Source organism: Candidatus Avelusimicrobium faecicola (assembly GCA_900540405.1).
GTDB classification, from domain to species: Bacteria; Elusimicrobiota; Elusimicrobia; order Elusimicrobiales; family Elusimicrobiaceae; genus Avelusimicrobium; species Avelusimicrobium faecicola.
In genome coordinates, this window is record UQFW01000002.1 from 21,654 (window position 1) to 37,689 (window position 16,036).

At 49.4% G+C, this 16,036-nt stretch carries 29 protein-coding genes; all 29 read left to right on the forward strand.

All coding sequences use genetic code 11. The features are described from left to right. Positions 1 to 13 precede the first annotated feature (13 nt). The 29 genes from rplB (at position 14) to mreD (ending at position 16,018) form a co-directional block, all read left to right on the forward strand. On the forward strand, positions 14 to 853 hold the full coding sequence (gene rplB / locus ACQY18_RS00365; protein ID WP_176778119.1) for a 50S ribosomal protein L2: 840 nt from the start codon (positions 14 to 16) through the stop codon (positions 851 to 853). A gap of 2 nt (positions 854 to 855) precedes the next feature. Continuing rightward, entirely contained in the window at positions 856 to 1,140 is a 285-nt protein-coding gene (gene rpsS / locus ACQY18_RS00370) for a 30S ribosomal protein S19 (RefSeq protein ID WP_176778118.1), read from the forward strand. Positions 1,141 to 1,156: 16 nt separating this feature from the next. After that, on the forward strand, positions 1,157 to 1,516 hold the full coding sequence (gene rplV, locus ACQY18_RS00375) for a 50S ribosomal protein L22 (protein WP_176778117.1): 360 nt from the start codon (positions 1,157 to 1,159) through the stop codon (positions 1,514 to 1,516). A gap of 3 nt (positions 1,517 to 1,519) precedes the next feature. Further along, entirely contained in the window at positions 1,520 to 2,251 is a 732-nt protein-coding gene (gene rpsC / locus ACQY18_RS00380) for a 30S ribosomal protein S3 (RefSeq protein ID WP_176778116.1), read from the forward strand. A 12-nt stretch (positions 2,252 to 2,263) separates the two neighbouring features. Then, entirely contained in the window at positions 2,264 to 2,674 is a 411-nt protein-coding gene (gene rplP, locus ACQY18_RS00385) for a 50S ribosomal protein L16 (protein ID WP_176778115.1), read from the forward strand. Position 2,675: 1 nt separating this feature from the next. Then, positions 2,676 to 2,879 (forward strand): 50S ribosomal protein L29, encoded by a 204-nt coding sequence (rpmC, locus tag ACQY18_RS00390; RefSeq protein ID WP_176778114.1) that lies wholly within the window; start codon positions 2,676 to 2,678, stop codon positions 2,877 to 2,879. A gap of 12 nt (positions 2,880 to 2,891) precedes the next feature. Beyond that, positions 2,892 to 3,161 (forward strand): 30S ribosomal protein S17, encoded by a 270-nt coding sequence (gene rpsQ / locus ACQY18_RS00395; RefSeq protein WP_176778113.1) that lies wholly within the window; start codon positions 2,892 to 2,894, stop codon positions 3,159 to 3,161. Positions 3,162 to 3,189: 28 nt separating this feature from the next. Beyond that, positions 3,190 to 3,558, forward strand: a complete 369-nt coding sequence (gene rplN, locus ACQY18_RS00400; protein WP_176778112.1) for a 50S ribosomal protein L14 — start codon at positions 3,190 to 3,192, stop codon at positions 3,556 to 3,558. A gap of 1 nt (position 3,559) precedes the next feature. After that, the gene (rplX, locus tag ACQY18_RS00405) at positions 3,560 to 3,868 is read left to right on the forward strand and encodes a 50S ribosomal protein L24 (protein ID WP_428038429.1); all 309 of its coding nucleotides are present in this window, start codon (positions 3,560 to 3,562) and stop codon (positions 3,866 to 3,868) included. A 16-nt stretch (positions 3,869 to 3,884) separates the two neighbouring features. Beyond that, positions 3,885 to 4,481 carry a 50S ribosomal protein L5 gene (rplE, locus tag ACQY18_RS00410; RefSeq protein WP_176778110.1) on the forward strand — a complete coding sequence of 199 codons (597 nt, stop codon included), beginning with the start codon at positions 3,885 to 3,887 and terminating at the stop codon, positions 4,479 to 4,481. 14 nt (positions 4,482 to 4,495) lie between these two features. After that, entirely contained in the window at positions 4,496 to 4,681 is a 186-nt protein-coding gene (locus ACQY18_RS00415) for a type Z 30S ribosomal protein S14 (RefSeq protein WP_087289315.1), read from the forward strand. 74 nt (positions 4,682 to 4,755) lie between these two features. Next, positions 4,756 to 5,148, forward strand: a complete 393-nt coding sequence (rpsH, locus tag ACQY18_RS00420; RefSeq protein ID WP_176778109.1) for a 30S ribosomal protein S8 — start codon at positions 4,756 to 4,758, stop codon at positions 5,146 to 5,148. A gap of 9 nt (positions 5,149 to 5,157) precedes the next feature. Next, positions 5,158 to 5,709, forward strand: coding sequence for a 50S ribosomal protein L6 (gene rplF, locus ACQY18_RS00425; protein ID WP_176778108.1), 552 nt, complete (start codon positions 5,158 to 5,160; stop codon positions 5,707 to 5,709). 2 nt (positions 5,710 to 5,711) lie between these two features. After that, positions 5,712 to 6,077, forward strand: coding sequence for a 50S ribosomal protein L18 (rplR, locus tag ACQY18_RS00430; protein ID WP_176778107.1), 366 nt, complete (start codon positions 5,712 to 5,714; stop codon positions 6,075 to 6,077). Between the two features lie 16 nt (positions 6,078 to 6,093). Continuing rightward, the gene (rpsE, locus tag ACQY18_RS00435; protein WP_176778106.1) at positions 6,094 to 6,690 is read left to right on the forward strand and encodes a 30S ribosomal protein S5; all 597 of its coding nucleotides are present in this window, start codon (positions 6,094 to 6,096) and stop codon (positions 6,688 to 6,690) included. A gap of 18 nt (positions 6,691 to 6,708) precedes the next feature. Further along, positions 6,709 to 7,170 carry a 50S ribosomal protein L15 gene (gene rplO / locus ACQY18_RS00440; RefSeq protein ID WP_428038430.1) on the forward strand — a complete coding sequence of 154 codons (462 nt, stop codon included), beginning with the start codon at positions 6,709 to 6,711 and terminating at the stop codon, positions 7,168 to 7,170. Then, on the forward strand, positions 7,170 to 8,510 hold the full coding sequence (secY, locus tag ACQY18_RS00445; RefSeq protein ID WP_176778104.1) for a preprotein translocase subunit SecY: 1,341 nt from the start codon (positions 7,170 to 7,172) through the stop codon (positions 8,508 to 8,510). Before rplO ends, secY begins: the two co-directional genes overlap by 1 nt. A gap of 293 nt (positions 8,511 to 8,803) precedes the next feature. After that, the gene (locus ACQY18_RS00450) at positions 8,804 to 9,442 is read left to right on the forward strand and encodes an adenylate kinase (RefSeq protein ID WP_428038431.1); all 639 of its coding nucleotides are present in this window, start codon (positions 8,804 to 8,806) and stop codon (positions 9,440 to 9,442) included. After that, a complete protein-coding gene (map, locus tag ACQY18_RS00455) occupies positions 9,439 to 10,191 on the forward strand; it encodes a type I methionyl aminopeptidase (protein ID WP_176778102.1) in 753 nt (250 codons plus the stop codon). Before ACQY18_RS00450 ends, map begins: the two co-directional genes overlap by 4 nt. 43 nt (positions 10,192 to 10,234) lie before the next feature. After that, on the forward strand, positions 10,235 to 10,447 hold the full coding sequence (gene infA, locus ACQY18_RS00460; RefSeq protein WP_176778101.1) for a translation initiation factor IF-1: 213 nt from the start codon (positions 10,235 to 10,237) through the stop codon (positions 10,445 to 10,447). Continuing rightward, positions 10,448 to 10,561, forward strand: a complete 114-nt coding sequence (gene rpmJ / locus ACQY18_RS00465) for a 50S ribosomal protein L36 (protein ID WP_176778100.1) — start codon at positions 10,448 to 10,450, stop codon at positions 10,559 to 10,561. 21 nt (positions 10,562 to 10,582) lie between these two features. Beyond that, positions 10,583 to 10,963, forward strand: a complete 381-nt coding sequence (rpsM, locus tag ACQY18_RS00470; RefSeq protein ID WP_176778099.1) for a 30S ribosomal protein S13 — start codon at positions 10,583 to 10,585, stop codon at positions 10,961 to 10,963. Positions 10,964 to 11,022: 59 nt separating this feature from the next. Next, a complete protein-coding gene (rpsK, locus tag ACQY18_RS00475; RefSeq protein WP_428038445.1) occupies positions 11,023 to 11,415 on the forward strand; it encodes a 30S ribosomal protein S11 in 393 nt (130 codons plus the stop codon). Between the two features lie 5 nt (positions 11,416 to 11,420). After that, the gene (gene rpsD, locus ACQY18_RS00480; RefSeq protein WP_176778097.1) at positions 11,421 to 12,050 is read left to right on the forward strand and encodes a 30S ribosomal protein S4; all 630 of its coding nucleotides are present in this window, start codon (positions 11,421 to 11,423) and stop codon (positions 12,048 to 12,050) included. Between the two features lie 14 nt (positions 12,051 to 12,064). After that, positions 12,065 to 13,063 carry a DNA-directed RNA polymerase subunit alpha gene (locus tag ACQY18_RS00485; RefSeq protein ID WP_176778096.1) on the forward strand — a complete coding sequence of 333 codons (999 nt, stop codon included), beginning with the start codon at positions 12,065 to 12,067 and terminating at the stop codon, positions 13,061 to 13,063. An 18-nt stretch (positions 13,064 to 13,081) separates the two neighbouring features. Next, positions 13,082 to 13,426 (forward strand): 50S ribosomal protein L17, encoded by a 345-nt coding sequence (gene rplQ / locus ACQY18_RS00490; RefSeq protein ID WP_176778095.1) that lies wholly within the window; start codon positions 13,082 to 13,084, stop codon positions 13,424 to 13,426. Continuing rightward, positions 13,427 to 14,470: a rod shape-determining protein MreB gene (locus ACQY18_RS00495; protein ID WP_176778094.1), complete on the forward strand. Its 1,044-nt coding sequence runs from the start codon at positions 13,427 to 13,429 to the stop codon at positions 14,468 to 14,470. Between the two features lie 190 nt (positions 14,471 to 14,660). Then, positions 14,661 to 15,524 carry a rod shape-determining protein MreC gene (mreC, locus tag ACQY18_RS00500; RefSeq protein WP_428038432.1) on the forward strand — a complete coding sequence of 288 codons (864 nt, stop codon included), beginning with the start codon at positions 14,661 to 14,663 and terminating at the stop codon, positions 15,522 to 15,524. Further along, positions 15,524 to 16,018: a rod shape-determining protein MreD gene (gene mreD / locus ACQY18_RS00505; protein ID WP_176778092.1), complete on the forward strand. Its 495-nt coding sequence runs from the start codon at positions 15,524 to 15,526 to the stop codon at positions 16,016 to 16,018. The genes mreC and mreD overlap by 1 nt, the downstream gene beginning before the upstream one ends. Positions 16,019 to 16,036: the final 18 nt, after the last annotated feature.

A 16,036-nucleotide genomic window follows, 5' to 3' on the forward strand; every position in this document is an offset into this window, starting at 1 on the left:
AGAACTACTAACTATGCCTATTAAGTCATTCAGACCTTATACCCCTTCCCGCAGAACCATTACGGTAGCCGATTTTTCGGAAATTACCAAAAAAACTCCGGAGAAGAGTTTAACCAAGGGTCTGCGCAAAACCGGCGGACGCAATAATACCGGTATGGTTATGGTGCGCCACATTGGTGGTGGCCATAGACGCGCTTACAGAACCATTGATTTTAAGAGAGAAAAACTTGGCGTGCCGGCCAAAGTGGTTGCTATTGAATACGACCCGAACCGCAGCGCCCGTATTTGTCTTTTAAGCTATGCCGACGGGGAAAAGAGATATATTCTCCACCCGGTGGGCGTAAAAGTGGGCGATGTGCTGATGTCCGGCCCGACCGCTGAAATTAAAGTGGGTAATTGCCTTGCTCTTAAAAACATTCCTGAAGGTACTTTTATCCACGCGATTGAACTGCAAGTCGGTAAAGGTGCGCAGTTGGCCAGAAGCGCCGGCTCTCAAGCCCAGCTGATGGCGCGCGAATCCGACTATGCCCACATTAAAATGCCGTCCGGCGAAATCCGCTTGGTACCCAGCGCTTGCTGCGCCACCATCGGCCAAGTCGGCAATGTGGACCACTCCAACGTGGTAATCGGCAACGCTGGCCGCAACCGCCAACGCGGTATTCGCCCCACGGTTCGTGGTAGCGCGATGAACGCGGTAGACCACCCGATGGGCGGTGGCCGCGGTCACGGTAAAGGCGGCAACATTCCGCGCTCTCCGTGGAACCAACAAACCCGCGGTTTGAAAACCCGCTCCACGAAGAAAGCGTTTGGTTGGATGATTGTCAGCGACAGAAGAAAAAACAAGGTTAAGTAATTATGGGAAGATCAACTAAAAAAGGTCCGTTTGTAGACATAAACCTGTTGGAAAAGGTTCAAGCAATGAACGCTTCCAACGAAAAGAAACCTATTAAAACGTGGGCAAGAGCCTGCACGATTGTTCCCGAATTTGTGGGACACACCTTCTTGGTGCATAACGGCAGAAAGTTCCTTCCCATTTACGTTTCCGAAAGAATGGTAGGTTATAAGCTCGGTGAATTTTCTTTCACCCGGTTGTTCAAAGGTCACGGTGGCATGACGAAAGACTCCACCGCCTTGAAATAAGAGTTGAGGATTTGATATGGAAGCTTGTGCAAAAGCTAAATTTCAACGGTACGGTAGCCGCAAGGTGAACCTCGTATTGGACCAAATCCGCGGTAAAAATGTCAAAGCGGCGGAAGATGTATTGCCGTTTATTGCCAAAAGAACCTCGGACCTCGTGTTCAAAACGCTTCACAGCGCTGCTGCCAACCTGGAAGTAAAAGCGGGCAAAAAACTGGACATGACCAAAGTATTCATTAAAGAAGCTTTCGCCAATCTGGGGCCCAGCAACCACTTGAAAAGAGTGCAGCCCGGTCCGCAAGGCCGCGCTATGCCTTACAAAAAAAGCATGTGTCATCTGACTGTCATCGTCACCGATGAAAAAAAGGGAGGTCGCTAATTTATGGGACATAAGATTCACCCTCGGTCCATTAGACTGGGCTATATTCAGGATTGGCGTTCCCGCTGGTTCGCCCCCAAGAATATGCCGGCGTTAATCATGGAAGATTTCCAGATTCGCAAAATTGTAGATGACAAATTCAAAATGGCGGCCGTAAGCTATGTGGGCATTGAACGTGCCGGCGCTTTCTTGCGCTTGAACATTCACACCGCCCGCCCGGGCGTGGTGATTGGCAAAAAAGGTGCCGACATTGAAGCCCTGCGCAAAGAAATTGAAGCCCTTACCGGCAGCAAAACCTTTGTGAACGTCATTGAAATCAAGAGCCCGGAAACGGATGCTCAACTGGTGGCCCAATCTATCGCTATGCAGCTTGAAAAACGCGCCCACTACGGCGCCGCTATGAAGAAAGCGATTGAAAAAGCCCTTTCCGGTAAAGCGTTGGGTATCAAAATTATGGTATCCGGCCGCTTGGGCGGTGCTGAAATTGCCCGCACGGAATGGAAACGTGAAGGCCGCGTGCCGTTGCACACCTTGTGCGCGGACATTGACTACGGTTTTACCGAAGCGTCCACCATCAGCGGTAAGATTGGTATTAAAGTGTGGATTTTCAAAAGAACGCACTTTGCCAAATCTCCCAAAGAAATTATGCAGGAACTGAAAAAACATAGAGATATGGAAAGCGGTTCCGCCGAAGGCGTCACGGAAGTCGTTGCCCCGGCCAAGGAAGCTAAATAGAGGAATTTACTTATGTTAATGCCTAAAAGAGTAAAATATCGCAAACCGTTTAGCGCCCCCCGCATTAAAGGCAATGCCAAAAGAGGCGCCGAGGTTGTGTTCGGTGAATATGGGCTCAAAGCATTAGAACCCAAATGGATCACCGCCCGGCAGATTGAATCTGCCCGTATTACGCTGTCCAGATTCATCAAGAAAAAAGGTAAACTCTGGATTCGCATTTTCCCGGATAAAGCCATCACCAAACACCCGGCTGAAACCCGTATGGGTAAAGGTAAAGGGGCTCCGGACCATTGGGTATGTGTCGTAAAGCCCGGCAGAGTTTTGTTTGAATTGGAAGGCGCTACGCTGGAAGATACCAAACAAGCTATGAAACTGGCCGCTGACAAACTGCCTATCAGAACTAAACTGGTGACGAGAAGATAGTATGAAAACGAACGAAAAAGAAGCTTTGAAACAAAAGACCTTGGCCGAACTGAACGAAGCGCTCGGCAAAGCGAAAGAAAAGAAATTCAACCTTCTTTTCAAACACAGCACCACCCCCATCGCCAACCCGATGGAAATCCGGGCTGTAAGACGCGAGATTGCTCTTCTGCAGACTTTGATTAACCAGAAGAAAGAGCAGAACTAGAGGTTTTAAGATATGGAAAAACAAGAATCCCGTGGACAGAGAAAAGTTCTCACCGGTGTGGTAGTGTCTGATAAGATGGACAAAACCCGCACCGTATTGGTGGAACGCTTAGTGCGCACCGGCTTATACAGCAAAACGCTGAAAAGAGCCGCCAAGTTTCATGCGCATGATGAAGGCAACGAGAGCAAAATAGGGGATAAAGTGGAAATCATGAGCACTCGCCCCGTGTCCAAAACGACCAAATGGCGCGTTTCCAAAATTGTGGAAAAAGCCAGAGCTTAGTTTTTATAAACTACGGAGTTATTAAACTATGATTCAACTCAGAAGCATTCTTAACGTGGCCGATAACTCGGGCGCCCGCAAAGTCCAGTGCTTTAAGGTGCGCGGTGGCCACCACCGGGATATTGCAACTTTGGGAGACGTTGTGATGTGCTCCGTCAGAGATGCAATCCCTACTTCCGCCATTAAAAAAGGCGACGTGGTACGCGCAGTAGTAGTGCGTGTAGCCCGTGAAAAAAGACGCAAAGACGGTTCCTATATCCGCTTTGATGACAACGCTGTTTGCATCATTAACGATAATGGCGAACCCAAAGGTACGCGTGTGTTCGGCCCTATTGCGAGAGAACTTCGGGAAAAGAACTTCCTGAAAATCATTTCGCTGGCCCCCGAGGTAGTATAGTATGATTATTAAGAAAAAAGATACTGTGTTGGTTTTGTCCGGTAAGGACAAAGGCAAGAAAGGCGAAGTGAAATCCGTCAACCCGACCAAAAACAAAGTAGTAGTGACCGGCGTGAATATGATTTCCAAACACGTGAAGCCTTCCCAAAACAAACAAGGCGGCATCAACAAGATGGAAGCTCCGCTGGACGCTTCCAACGTAGCGATTGTGTGCAGCAAATGCAAAAAAGCCATGACCCCCAAAATTGAAGTGACGGGTGACGGCAAAAAAGTGCGTGTGTGCCGCAAGTGCAATCAGCCTATCATTTAATCTAGGTAAAGTTAAAATGACTAAAGAAACGAAAAATACTGTGAACGTTCCGGCAGATTACCAGCCCAGATTGCAGAAACTGTACAAAGAAAAAGTACTGCCTGCTTTACTGAAAGACATGGGCCAAAAAAGCCCCATGGCCGTACCCAAGCTGGAAAAAATCGTCATCAACATTGGCGTAAAAGAAGCCCGTGAAGACGTGAAAGCGTTAGACGTGGCCCGCGAAGACTTAACCGCCATCGCCGGCCAAGCTGCGCAAGTAAGAAAAGCCAAAAAATCTATCTCTAACTTCAAATTGAGAGAAGGTATGCCTATTGGTGTACGCGTGACCTTGCGCGGCGCCCGTATGTATGAATTTTTGGAACGCTTTATTAGCATTGCTTGCCCGCGTATCCGCGACTTCCAAGGCTTTAACGATAAGGCCTTTGACGGTAAAGGCAACTTAAACCTGGGTATTAAAGAACATTATATTTTCCCGGAAATTGACGTGGAAAAATCGCCCAAAGCCCATGGTATGAACATTACGTTCGTCACCACGGCCAAGAACGACGACGCCGGCCGCCTGCTCATGAATTATATGGGTATGCCTTTCCGCAAAGCGGCGGCTAAATAAGGAGCAAAAACTTTATGGCTACCAAAGCATGGGTTGCAAAAATGGCCAAAGACCAAAAGTTCGCTGTCCGGTATCATAACAGATGCCAGATTTGCGGCCGCGCGAGAGGTTATTATCGCGATTTCGGTCTTTGCCGTATCTGCCTGAGAAAGATGGCACACCAGGGTTTAATCCCGGGTCTTAGAAAATCAAGCTGGTAAAATTTACAGGAGGAGGCGCTCAACCGGATTAACTCCGCTAAGCGGAAAGTGTTTTGGAAGAGCAGCCTATACACATGGATCCAATCGCAGATTTCTTAACCAGAATAAGAAACGCCAACATGAAAAAGAAAGAAAAAGTGGATATCCCTTTTTCTAAGATTAAAACGGAAATTGCCCGCGTTTTGAAAGAAGAAGGCTATATTGCCAATTTCAAAGCCGTGCATAACGAAACCAAGGGCGGTGTGGTAAGAGTTTTCTTAAAATACACGCCTGAAAACGAATGCGTAATCCAAGGGCTCAGAAGAGTCTCTAAACCGGGTCAACGGGTGTACAGCGCGTACAACAACATTCCCAAAGTCCGCGGTGCGTTTGGCATTACCATTTTGTCTACTTCTAAAGGCATTATGACCGACAGCCAGGCCAAAGCCGCCAAGATGGGTGGCGAATTGTTGTGCCAGGTTTGGTAAGGGGGGAATATGAGCAGAATTGGTAAAAAAATCATCAACATTCCCGCTAAAACCAAAGTGGAAGTCAACGGCCAAGTAGTGACGGCCACCGGCGCGTTGGGTACGCTTTCGTACACCTGCCCGGCGGATGTCACCATCAGCTTCAAAGATAACGTGCTTTCTTTTTCTATCCCGGAAGGGAAAGAAAAACAGCTTAACGCCATTCACGGCACCACCCGCGCCAACGTCTTCAACATTATTGAAGGCGTGACGAACGGTTTTACCAAAGTGCTGGAAATTAACGGCTTGGGCTACCGCGCCAACGTGGCCGGCACGAAATTGAACATGGAATTGGGCTTCTCCCACCCCGTCAATTTGGACATTCCGCAAGGTTTGACCGTGACGGTGGACGGCAAAACGGGCGCCCTGTCCATCAAAGGCAGCAACAAGTTCCTCGTGGGCGATTTTGCGGCCAAAATCAGAAGAATCAGACCTCCGGAACCCTACAAGGGCAGCGGTATTAAATACCAAGGTGAACACATTGTTCGCAAAGCCGGTAAGACTGCTGCGGGAGGCAAATAATTATGGCTACTAAACAGGAAAGATACCAATACAGAAAAGACAGAAGCCGTGGGCATCTGTTAGCCACCGGTGCGCACAGACCCCGCCTGTCCGTTTACAGAAGCTTGAAATATATTTATGCCCAAATCATTGACGACAAGACCCATAGCACGTTAGTATCCGCTACCACCTTGTCTGCCGAATTGGAAGGTAAATATGAAGCTTCCGGCAAAAGCATTGAAGCCGCCAAAGCCTTGGGCGCCGTAATTGCCAAAAAAGCTTTGGAAAAAGGCATCACCGAAGTGATGTTTGACCGCGGCGGCAGAGTCTATCACGGCAGAATTAAAGCGCTTGCTGATTCCGCCAGAGAAGCAGGCTTGAAATTCTAATATTAAGGTGAATTTAATGTCTAACGAAACGCTGAAGAGCGAAAACAGAAAAGAAGCGAAAGGCAAAAGAGCCGAGTTTCAAAAAGCCAGACCGGCGTTGGAAGGTAAATCCACGGTTATCCACGTAGCCCGCACGGCTAAAGTGGTAAAAGGCGGTAAACGTTTTGGTTTCCGCGCGCTGGTAGTGGTGGGCAACGGCTCCGGCAAAGTAGGCGTGGCCATTGGTAAAGCAAACCAAGTGCAGTTGGCCATTGCTAAAGCGGAATCCCACGCCCGCAAACACATGATTACGTTTCCGATTGTGGGCGAAACCATTCCGCATGAAGTTATCGGCAAATTCGGCGCGGCATCCGTTTGGATGAAACCGGCCGCCCCCGGTACCGGTGTAATCGCCGGTGCGGGTGTGCGCTTGTTGTTTGAAGCCGCCGGCATCAAAGACGTCTTGGCCAAAAGCTTGGGCAGCACCAACCCGTGCAACCTGGTTTACGCCACGATGGAAGCCTTGAAAATGCTGAAGAACAAAGAAACCGTTGCAGTATTGCGCGGTAAAGCCGAAAAACCGGCTGAAGCCCCGAAAGCCGAAGCGCAAGCCGAAGCTGCCAAGGCCGAATAGTTTTGTGGAGAAAATAAAATGGTAAATTTGAATACTCTTTTCCCTAAACATGGCTCCAGAAAAGCCAAAAGACGCTTGGGCATCGGCCCGGGCTCCGGCTTGGGCAACTACTGCACCAAAGGTATGAAAGGGCAGACTTCCCGCTCCGGTAATACCCGCAAGGAAAGCAAAGAAGGCGGCCAGATGCCGCTTATCCGCCACACGCCTAAGAGCGGTTTTTCCAATAAGGATTTTGCCAGACGGTTTGACTACGTCAACGTAGGCACCTTGGAAAAATTGTTCAACGCCGGTGCGGAAGTGACCCCGGAAGCCTTGAAAAAGGCCGGTGCCATTCATGATGTTTCCAGCGTGAAAGTGCTTGCCATGGGCGAGCTTACCAAAGCGCTGAAAGTGTCCGCCCACGGTTTTTCCGCCTCTGCTAAAGCGGCGATTGAAAAAGCCGGCGGCACCGTCACCGTTATTGAAAAGAAGACCAAATAATGGAAACCAACAATACGGTTGCAAATATTTTCAACGCCCCCGAACTCAAGAAGAGACTTCTCTTCTTGATAGGGGCGTTGGCTGTTTTCCGGATTGCGGCTGCAATCCCGATACCTGGCATTAATGCGGAAGTTTTGCGCCAGATGTTTGCCCAACACGAAAACGGTATTTTAGGCTTTATGAATATCTTTTCGGGTGGGGCTTTGGGCAAATTCTCCATTTTAGCGTTAGGTATTATGCCGTACATCAACGCGTCCATTATCATGGGGCTTGTGCGCGGGGCGCATATCTTCCCGGCATTGGACCGCATGCATAAAGAAGGCGAGAGCGGCAGAAGAAAAGAAAACCAAATCACCCGTATTTTTGCTTTGTTCTTAGCCGTCCTGCAAGGGGCGATGATGACCTTTGCTATTACCAAGGTGGAAGGCGCGGGCGGTATGTCGGCCGTGGTCAACCCCTCGGCGTGGTTCTTTATTACCACAGTTCTTACGTTAGCCGCAGGCACGATGTTTGTGATGTGGCTGGGGGAACAAATTACCGAAAAAGGCGTCGGGAACGGTATTTCGCTCATTATTTTTGCGGGTATCGTGGACCGCTTGCCCAGTGCGGTAATGGAAATTGTGAACCGCGTAAAAACGGACGAAATGGATTTCTTTATGGCGCTTGTAATTTTTGCCGCTGCGGTGGTAATTACGGCTTTGGTGGTGTGGTTGGAAACGGCCCAACGCCAAATCCCGGTACAATACGCCAAACGCCAGGTGGGCAACAAAATGTATGGCGGGCAGACCAGCTATTTGCCGCTCAAAATAGACCAGAGCGGTGTAATTGCGGTAATCTTTGCCTCGTCTGTCATTTCTTTGCCGCTTACGCTGGCTAGCTTCAACCGTGACGCCCATTGGGCCCAAGTGCTGATGAACTACATGAGCCACAATAATGCGTGGTATATGTTGTTGTTCTCGGCGCTTATCATTTTCTTCTGCTATTTCTACAATTCTATGACCATTAACCCGGCCGATTTGGCGGATAACATGAAGAAATGGGGCGGCTTTATCCCGGGCATTCGCCCTGGCGAACCGACCAAAAACTACATTGAATGGGTCATGAACCGCTTGACGTTCTGCGGCGCCATCTTTGTTTGTTTGGTGGCTGTTCTGCCGGATTTCTTCCGTGCGGAATTTGGCGTGGATTTCTACTTCGGTGGTACCGCGCTGCTCATCGTGGTTGGTGTTGCTTTGGATACCGTCGGCCAAATCCAAGCCCATCTGTTGGCCCGCAATTATGAGCCGCTGATGAAAGGCAGCAAAAGGATTAAGGGGCGCTGGTTCAACGTCGGCCAATAATTTTTGGTAATTTTGGGAGATTTCGTTGTTGTTCATCCACTCGCATAACAAACAAGTATGTTTCGTGCATGAACGCCTAGAAATCTCCTCAAAATTCCCTAAAAATTCAAGTTCCTGGGGCGGGTTGTTCCCGGAACTGGACAAATAAAAGCAGTGTAGAAAATGGGAAAATTCCGCTATTGGACGGAGTTTCCGCAAAATAAATGAAGGCCGTTTTGGGAATTATTTTGCGTGCGGCTTGAGAAAGGCCGGACGTAAAATAATTTGACAAGAAAGACAAGGAAGGATTGATTGTGAATATCGTTTTAATGGGCTGCCCGGGTGCCGGGAAAGGTACGCAGTCGGCCAAGTTGCAGGAAGAACTGAAGCTCAAACATATTTCCACTGGGGACGTACTCCGGGCCGAAATTGCTTCCGGTTCTGAATTGGGTAAAAAAATTGCCAGTATTATTAACGCCGGTAATTTAGTGCCGGACGAATTGATGATTTCCATGTTGGAAAACATTGTTAAATCCACGGATGCGGGGATTATTTTTGACGGGTTCCCCCGCACGGTGGCGCAGGCCGAAGCGTTAAACGCTATGCTGAAACGCTTTCACCGTGAAATTTCCGCCGTTATAATGATTAATTTGCCGGAAAGCGAAGTGGTCAAACGCATTACCTCGCGCCGCCAATGCAAAAAATGCGGGGCGATTGTGCATGTGGACCCGTCCGCTCCGGCCACCGTCTGCCCGGATTGTGGAGGGGAATTATACACCCGCGCGGATGATACCGCCGAACGGGCCAAACACCGCTTGGAAGTGTACCACCACGACACGTTGCCGGTAAAGACGTTCTATCAAAATTCCGGCAAATATGTGGAAATCAACGGCAATCAAACGCCCGAAAAAGTTTTTGAGGATTTAGTTGCTGTCCTCAAGAAGGTAAAATGATTGAAGTTAAAAGCAAACATGAACTAGATTTGATGCGTGCGGCGGGCAAAGTGACCGCTGCGGTTTTGAAACAAATGACCGAACTGGTCCGCCCCGGTATTTCTACTTGGGATTTGGACGCCGCCGCGGAAAAAACAATTCGCTCCTTCGGGGCGACCCCGTTATTCTTGGGGTATTATGGGTTTCCGGGTTCAATTTGCGCTTCTGTAAATGAAGAAGTTGTGCATGGAATCCCAAAAAAAGATAGAATATTAAAGAGTGGTGATATTGTAAGTATAGATACAGGAGCCCGGCTTGACGGTTTCTGTTCTGATGCCGCTATCACCCTCGGCGTGGGAAAAGTTTCTGATGAAGCCCAAAGACTGATGGATGTGACCCGGAAGTCTTTGTATAAAGCGATTGGGCTTGTCAAACCGGGTGCCCGGCTAGGAGATATTGGGCACGCGGTGGAGACTTTTGCCGAGCTACATAACATGGGTGTCGTGCGGGATTATTGCGGGCATGGTATCGGCCGCAATATGCACGAGGAGCCAAACATCCCGAACTTCGGGCGTAAAGGCACCGGGCCGATGTTGGAAGAAGGCATGGTGCTGGCAATAGAGCCCATGATTACAGCGGGAACTTATAAAGTCAGGCAGCTGAGTGACGGTTGGACGGTTGTGACGAGTGACGGTAAATATGCCGCGCACTTTGAACATACGGTAGCTGTCACCGCTCACGGCAGTGAAATTTTCACTGCTTTTGAATAGCTCCTACGGGAGAAATTCTGATTTAATCCGAACTCGGAGATGTATGAGCGATAAAATTGAACTGGAAGGAAAGGTTTTGGAAGCGTTGCCCAATGCAATGTTCAAAATTGAAATTGCAGGCGGCAAAACGATTCTTGGCCACATATCCGGAAAAATGAGAGTTCATCATATAAGAATCTTGCCGGGGGACAAAGTGAAGTTAGAGCTTTCCCCTTACGACTTGACGAAAGGCCGGATTACTTATAGGGAGAAATAAATGAAAGTCAGAGCCAGTGTCAAAAAGATATGTCAAAAATGCAAAGTCATTAAACGCAACGGCGTGGTTCGGGTGGTTTGCGAAGTAGCAAAACACAAACAGCGCCAAGGTTAATTTACAGGAGTTTTAGAATATATGGCAAGAGTCGCAGGTATTGATTTACCTAAAAACAAAAGAATAGACGTAGCCTTAGAGTACATCTACGGCATCGGCAAGAAAAACGCCAAAGAAGTCCTCGCCAAGCTGGAAGGGCAGATTGACCCCGCCACCCGCGTGAAAGATTTAACCGAACAGCAGGCCGGTCTCTTAAACACCATCTTGCAAAAAGAATATAAAGTGGAAGGGGAATTGAGAAGAGAAATCGCCCAAAACATCCACCGCTTTATTGAAATCGGTTCCTATAAAGGCCAGCGCCACCGCAGAAACCTGCCGGTCCGCGGTCAGAGAACCAAAACCAACGCCAGAACCAGACGCGGCCGCCGCAAAACCGTGGGTTCCAAGGCTGCAGCTAAATAAAATTTAGGAACTTTAGGAATTTAATTATGGCAGAAGAAATTAAAAAAGAAGCCGCGGAAGTGAAAGCTCCCGCCGCTGTGAAAGGAAAAAAGAAAAACGCCAAAGCGCCTGTGTTCGGCGTGGTGCATATTAACTGCTCGTTCAACAATACGATTGTGACGATATCCGACGATAAAGGCAACACCATTGCCTGGTCTACCGCCGGTTCCCATGGGTTTAAGGGCACCAAAAAAGGCACTCCGTTTGCCGCCCAAATTACCTGCAACAAAGTGGCCGAAAAAGCCGTCGCTCTGGGTATGAGAGAAGTTGCAGTAAAGGTTTGTGGCCCCGGCCAGGGCAGAGAAACTGCCGTCAGAGCCGTACAACAAGCCGGACTTACCGTGTCTTCCATTAAAGACATCACCCCCATTCCGCACAACGGATGCAGACCGCCTAAAGCCAGGAGAGTATAAGATTTATGTCCAGATATACAGGAGCCAGCTGCAAAAAATGCAGAAAATTAGATTGCAAACTTTTCTTGAAAGGGACCAAATGCTACACCAACTGCGTGGTTGACAAATTGGCCGCCACCATTAAACGCGGTGGCAAAGTACGCCGCGCTAAAGTGTCCGAATATGGTATCCGCTTGCAGGAAAAGCAGAAAGCCAGACTTCAGTCCGGTATGTCGGAAATTCCGTTCCGCAATTTGTTTGACGCCGCTGCTAAGGCCGAAGGCCAAACCGGTGAAAACTTCTTGCGCAAACTGGAAACCCGCTTAGATAACGTCGTGCGCCGCCTGGGCTTTGCGGTTTCTTTGAAATCCGCCCGCCAGTTGGTGTTGCATGGTTTTGTAAAAGTGAACGGTAAAGCCGTAAACGTGCCTTCTTATCAACTGCGCATCGGTGATAAAGTGGCGTTGGATGCCTCTTTGGCGGAAAACGCTGGCGTGAAACAAGGCCTTACCGAAACCGAAAAACGCAACCAGCGCCCGAGCTTCTTGGAATACGACGCGGAGAAAATGACCGGAAAACTTTTAAGATGGCCCGACAGAGCGGAAATGTCCTATCCTGTCAACGAGCAGCTCATCGTAGAATACTATTCTAAATAGTTTGGAGGCTTTACATGGCTTTGAATGAATTGGTTCTTCCCCAAAAAATTCAGTTAGAAGAAAAAACTGCTTCTGATTTTTACGGCAAATTTATTGCGGAACCCTATGAAAGCGGCTACGGCCACACGGTAGGGAACTCCCTGCGCCGGATTTTACTTTCCGGCATGGAAGGGGCCGCTGTTACCGCCGTTAGAATTGCGGGGGCCGTGCATGAATTCAGCACGTTGCCCAACGTACGGGAAGACGTTATCAATATTCTGCTCAACCTCAAGCAACTGCGTGTTAAAATGGACGGCAAAGCCCGTGAATATGTCACGTTGCACGCCACCAAACCGGGTGTTGTGACGGCCGCTTCCATCCAGGAAGTGGACGGTGTGACCATTATTAACAAAGATTTGCCTATCGCTACGCTTGAAGCGGGCGGCAGCCTGGAGATGGAAATTGAAATTTCCCGGGGTAAGGGATATGCGCCGGCCGAAGAACTGGCCAAAATCCAACGTCCTGCCGGTTTTATTCCGATGGACGCCCTGTATTCTCCTATTGTGAAAGTTCACTACGACGTGGAACCTGCCCGCGTGGGACAGAAAACCGACTACGACCGCCTGATTTTGGAAATCACGACGGACGGCACGTTGGAACCTGCCCGTGCGTTGCACCGCGCCGCGGTATTGCTTTCCAATTCTTTGCATATTTTTACGATTGAAGGCGAAGACGACTGCGTAGCCACCGTAAGCGACGAAGCGGTTGCGGAACCTGTTTCCGCCACGGCTAACACCGGTGCCGCTGCGGCCAGCTCTAAATTGGATGAAGTGTTAAACCAATCCATTGAGTTCGTGGAGCTTTCCAGCCGTTCCATTAACTGCTTAAAATCTGAAAATGTGAACACCGTACGCGATTTGGTAAAAATGACCGAAGACGATTTGAAAATGATTAAGAACTTCGGCGCCAAATCTATGGACGAAATCAAAGAAAAACTGGCCGAAATGAATCTTTCTCTCGGCATGAAAATTTAAGGATAGGATTTTGAACGTATGATTAAAAATACAGGATACAGAAAGCTGGGCAAAACGGCCTCTCACCGCAAAGCGATGTTGAACAACATGGCCACCAGCATTATCCTTCACGAAGAAGTGAAGACCACCTTGCCCAAAGCCAAGGAAGTCCGCCGCGTAGTGGAAGGGTTAATTACCTCCGCCAAAGCGAACAACCACTTGGCCGTTAAAGATACGTTGAAAGACAAAGTTGCTTTCAAAAAACTCTTTGACGTGCTGGTTGCCAGATATGCAAACCGGCCGGGCGGTTTCTGCCGCATTTACCGCGCTGGTGTGCGCCAGGGCGATAACGCGCAGGTTGCTATCATTAAATTGGTGGAATAAATGGTTATTGACTACTTGGGGGGCCTTTTCTCTTCCGACTTAGGTATGGACCTTGGCACAGCCAACAGTCTTATCTATGTAAAAGATAAAGGCATCGTTTTACGCGAACCGTCCGTCGTTGCCGTGGACCGGGAAACCGGCGAGGTAAAGGCGGTCGGCTCCAAGGCCAAGCAAATGTTGGGCCGCACGCCGGCCAACATTGTTGCGGTGCGCCCCATGAAAAACGGCGTAATAGCGGATTTTGAAGTGACGCAGGAAATGATACGCTATTTTATCCGCAAAGTACACAGCCGCAGCAGTTTGTTGCGCCCCCGGATTGTGATTGGGATTCCTTCCGACATTACCGGTGTGGAACGCCGCGCGGTGGATGATGCCGCCCGTCAAGCAGGTGCCCGCGAAGTGTACTTAATTGAAGAGCCTATGGCTTCGGCCATGGGGGCGGATTTGCCGATTGCGGAACCGCACGCCAGTATGATTGTGGATATCGGCGGCGGCACGACGGAAGTGGCTGTTATCTCCTTAGGTGGAATGGTGGTAGCCAAATCCATTGATGTAGCCGGGGACGAACTGACCGAATGTATTGTGCAGTATTTCCGCAAAAAATACAATCTGATTATTGGGGAAACGACGGCCGAGGAAGTGAAAATCAACCTGGGTTCCGTCTATCCGCTCAAGGAAGAAAAATCCATGGAAGTAAAAGGGCGCGACCAGACACAAGGGTTGCCCCGCACGCTGACGGTGACGAGCGAAGAAATCCGCCAGGCCCTGATGGAGCCCGTGCGCTTGATTATTGAAGTCATCAAAAGCACCTTGGAAGAAACCCCGCCTGAATTGGCCGCTGACTTGGTGGACCGCGGCTTGGTAGTTGCCGGTGGTGGCAGTATGTTAAGAGGCATTACCGAGCTTATCCGCAAAGAAACGGACATTCCCGTTCACCGCGCTCCGGACCCGCTTAGCTGTGTGGCCCTGGGTACGGGCAAGTTCTTGGAACAGCTGAACGAGAAAGGCAACAAGTTCTTTGGTTCGCGCGGGAAATCTTACTAATTCTTCCGGCGTTCTGATTGATTTGAGCGGGCACGGTTTCGGTTTTGGGAACCGTTGCCCGCTTTGTATTTGCCGGTGCGTGCCTTTGCGGCGTGCCGGTTGCCGCCCGGGGGGCTACACACCCAAAATTCCGGGCCGGTTGTTTACGCGCGTGTAAACGGGCGTTTTACGCACAGGAACCCTTTTTATTATGTCTTACCCTAAAAAGAAAAAACACCAGGCCGCACAAGCGGGCAAGTCCCGCGGGTGGATGTTGCCGCTTTTTTATTTGGTGTTATCTTTTTTATTAATGATTTTGCCGTTGGAAGGAATGGTCAATTCGGTCAAAGCGGTACTTTCTTATGTATTTATACCGCAAATCCGTTTGTCGCACTCGGCCGTTAAATATGCGCAAGGCGTATCGGCCACCGTGCAGGAATTGTTAAACGCCCATCACGAAAACCGCCAACTGCACCAGGAAATTGAAGCCGCTAAAATTTTAAGCGCGCAGGCGGAAATGGTATTTGCCGAAAACGAACGCCTAACCGCTATTTTGAAATTGGAGCCGTCTAAACCGTGGAAAGGCACTTGGGCCACGATTGCGTACCGGGAGCCTTCCCAATGGAATACGGTAATTATTGATAAAGGCGCGCAAGACGGCATAGAGCCGCGTAGTGCGGTAATTGCGGTGGAAAACGGCGTGGAAGGTTTAGCCGGGGAAGTGGTGGAAGTGACGGAAAACACGGCCAAAGTGCTTTTGGTGCGTGACGAAGATTTTTCTGCCGCGGCGTTTTTAAGCCCCGGGCGTGAAGAAGGGCTTTTAGCGGGCGGCGGTACCGGGGCGGTATTATTAAAATATGTGCCGCTGTTATCCCAGGTAAAGCCGGGGGATAAGGTGTATACCTCGGCGGCCAGCAGTATTTTCCCGGCCGGAATTTTGGCGGGGGAAGTATCTGCCGTGCGGCGGGGCGGGTCGTTCCAAACCGCGCTGACGGTAGAGGTGGCCCCGGCCATTAGCTCCAGCACCTTAAAAGAAGTTTTTATCATTTTGAATAAGGATAAAAAGAAAAAATAATGTTGGGTGTCATTAAACTGTTTTTTACTTTTATAATAGCCACGGTACTACATTGGGCTTTTGCTACCGCGTTTGCAAACATCGGCATACAGGTTAATTTAATGTTTGTGTTTGCGTTAGCGGCGTGTGCCTTGTTGAAACCGTCGTACGGCTATGCGCTTGCGTTTTTGTGCGGGCTGTTTTTGGACTTTTTTGGTACCAAACTGTTCGGCAATAACGCCTTTACCTTTTGCGCGCTCGCGTGTGTGGTATACGCGGTAGGTGAGCGCTTTGATTTTGAAAGTATCTTACCCCAAATGCTGTCGGTGCTGCTGGGCAGCCTGGCGGCAGTGTTGATGAGTACACTGCTTGTCCGCATTTTTGCGGGTGCTTCCGTGTGGCTGGGTTGGTGGAGTTGGTTGGGCGGAAGCGTGACGAATGCGCTGTTGGCTCCGGCTGTGTTTTTATTCTTGCGGAGGATATTTTCTAAAGGGTTTGTCAGTAAAGAAGCTTAATAAGCTAAGGATACCGGG

Excerpts from the sequence above, each read along its gene's own strand:
- rplB (WP_176778119.1), top strand. The coding sequence starts at position 14 with ATGCCTATTAAGTCATTCAGACCTTATACCCCTTCCCGCAGAACCATT.
- rpsS (WP_176778118.1), top strand. The coding sequence starts at position 856 with ATGGGAAGATCAACTAAAAAAGGTCCGTTTGTAGACATAAACCTGTTG.
- rplV (WP_176778117.1), top strand. The coding sequence starts at position 1,157 with ATGGAAGCTTGTGCAAAAGCTAAATTTCAACGGTACGGTAGCCGCAAG.
- rpsC (WP_176778116.1), top strand. The coding sequence starts at position 1,520 with ATGGGACATAAGATTCACCCTCGGTCCATTAGACTGGGCTATATTCAG.
- rplP (WP_176778115.1), top strand. The coding sequence starts at position 2,264 with ATGTTAATGCCTAAAAGAGTAAAATATCGCAAACCGTTTAGCGCCCCC.
- rpmC (WP_176778114.1), top strand. The coding sequence starts at position 2,676 with ATGAAAACGAACGAAAAAGAAGCTTTGAAACAAAAGACCTTGGCCGAA.
- rpsQ (WP_176778113.1), top strand. The coding sequence starts at position 2,892 with ATGGAAAAACAAGAATCCCGTGGACAGAGAAAAGTTCTCACCGGTGTG.
- rplN (WP_176778112.1), top strand. The coding sequence starts at position 3,190 with ATGATTCAACTCAGAAGCATTCTTAACGTGGCCGATAACTCGGGCGCC.
- rplX (WP_428038429.1), top strand. The coding sequence starts at position 3,560 with ATGATTATTAAGAAAAAAGATACTGTGTTGGTTTTGTCCGGTAAGGAC.
- rplE (WP_176778110.1), top strand. The coding sequence starts at position 3,885 with ATGACTAAAGAAACGAAAAATACTGTGAACGTTCCGGCAGATTACCAG.
- ACQY18_RS00415 (WP_087289315.1), top strand. The coding sequence starts at position 4,496 with ATGGCTACCAAAGCATGGGTTGCAAAAATGGCCAAAGACCAAAAGTTC.
- rpsH (WP_176778109.1), top strand. The coding sequence starts at position 4,756 with ATGGATCCAATCGCAGATTTCTTAACCAGAATAAGAAACGCCAACATG.
- rplF (WP_176778108.1), top strand. The coding sequence starts at position 5,158 with ATGAGCAGAATTGGTAAAAAAATCATCAACATTCCCGCTAAAACCAAA.
- rplR (WP_176778107.1), top strand. The coding sequence starts at position 5,712 with ATGGCTACTAAACAGGAAAGATACCAATACAGAAAAGACAGAAGCCGT.
- rpsE (WP_176778106.1), top strand. The coding sequence starts at position 6,094 with ATGTCTAACGAAACGCTGAAGAGCGAAAACAGAAAAGAAGCGAAAGGC.
- rplO (WP_428038430.1), top strand. The coding sequence starts at position 6,709 with ATGGTAAATTTGAATACTCTTTTCCCTAAACATGGCTCCAGAAAAGCC.
- secY (WP_176778104.1), top strand. The coding sequence starts at position 7,170 with ATGGAAACCAACAATACGGTTGCAAATATTTTCAACGCCCCCGAACTC.
- map (WP_176778102.1), top strand. The coding sequence starts at position 9,439 with ATGATTGAAGTTAAAAGCAAACATGAACTAGATTTGATGCGTGCGGCG.
- infA (WP_176778101.1), top strand. The coding sequence starts at position 10,235 with ATGAGCGATAAAATTGAACTGGAAGGAAAGGTTTTGGAAGCGTTGCCC.
- rpmJ (WP_176778100.1), top strand. The coding sequence starts at position 10,448 with ATGAAAGTCAGAGCCAGTGTCAAAAAGATATGTCAAAAATGCAAAGTC.
- rpsM (WP_176778099.1), top strand. The coding sequence starts at position 10,583 with ATGGCAAGAGTCGCAGGTATTGATTTACCTAAAAACAAAAGAATAGAC.
- rpsD (WP_176778097.1), top strand. The coding sequence starts at position 11,421 with ATGTCCAGATATACAGGAGCCAGCTGCAAAAAATGCAGAAAATTAGAT.
- ACQY18_RS00485 (WP_176778096.1), top strand. The coding sequence starts at position 12,065 with ATGGCTTTGAATGAATTGGTTCTTCCCCAAAAAATTCAGTTAGAAGAA.
- rplQ (WP_176778095.1), top strand. The coding sequence starts at position 13,082 with ATGATTAAAAATACAGGATACAGAAAGCTGGGCAAAACGGCCTCTCAC.
- ACQY18_RS00495 (WP_176778094.1), top strand. The coding sequence starts at position 13,427 with ATGGTTATTGACTACTTGGGGGGCCTTTTCTCTTCCGACTTAGGTATG.
- mreC (WP_428038432.1), top strand. The coding sequence starts at position 14,661 with ATGTCTTACCCTAAAAAGAAAAAACACCAGGCCGCACAAGCGGGCAAG.
- mreD (WP_176778092.1), top strand. The coding sequence starts at position 15,524 with ATGTTGGGTGTCATTAAACTGTTTTTTACTTTTATAATAGCCACGGTA.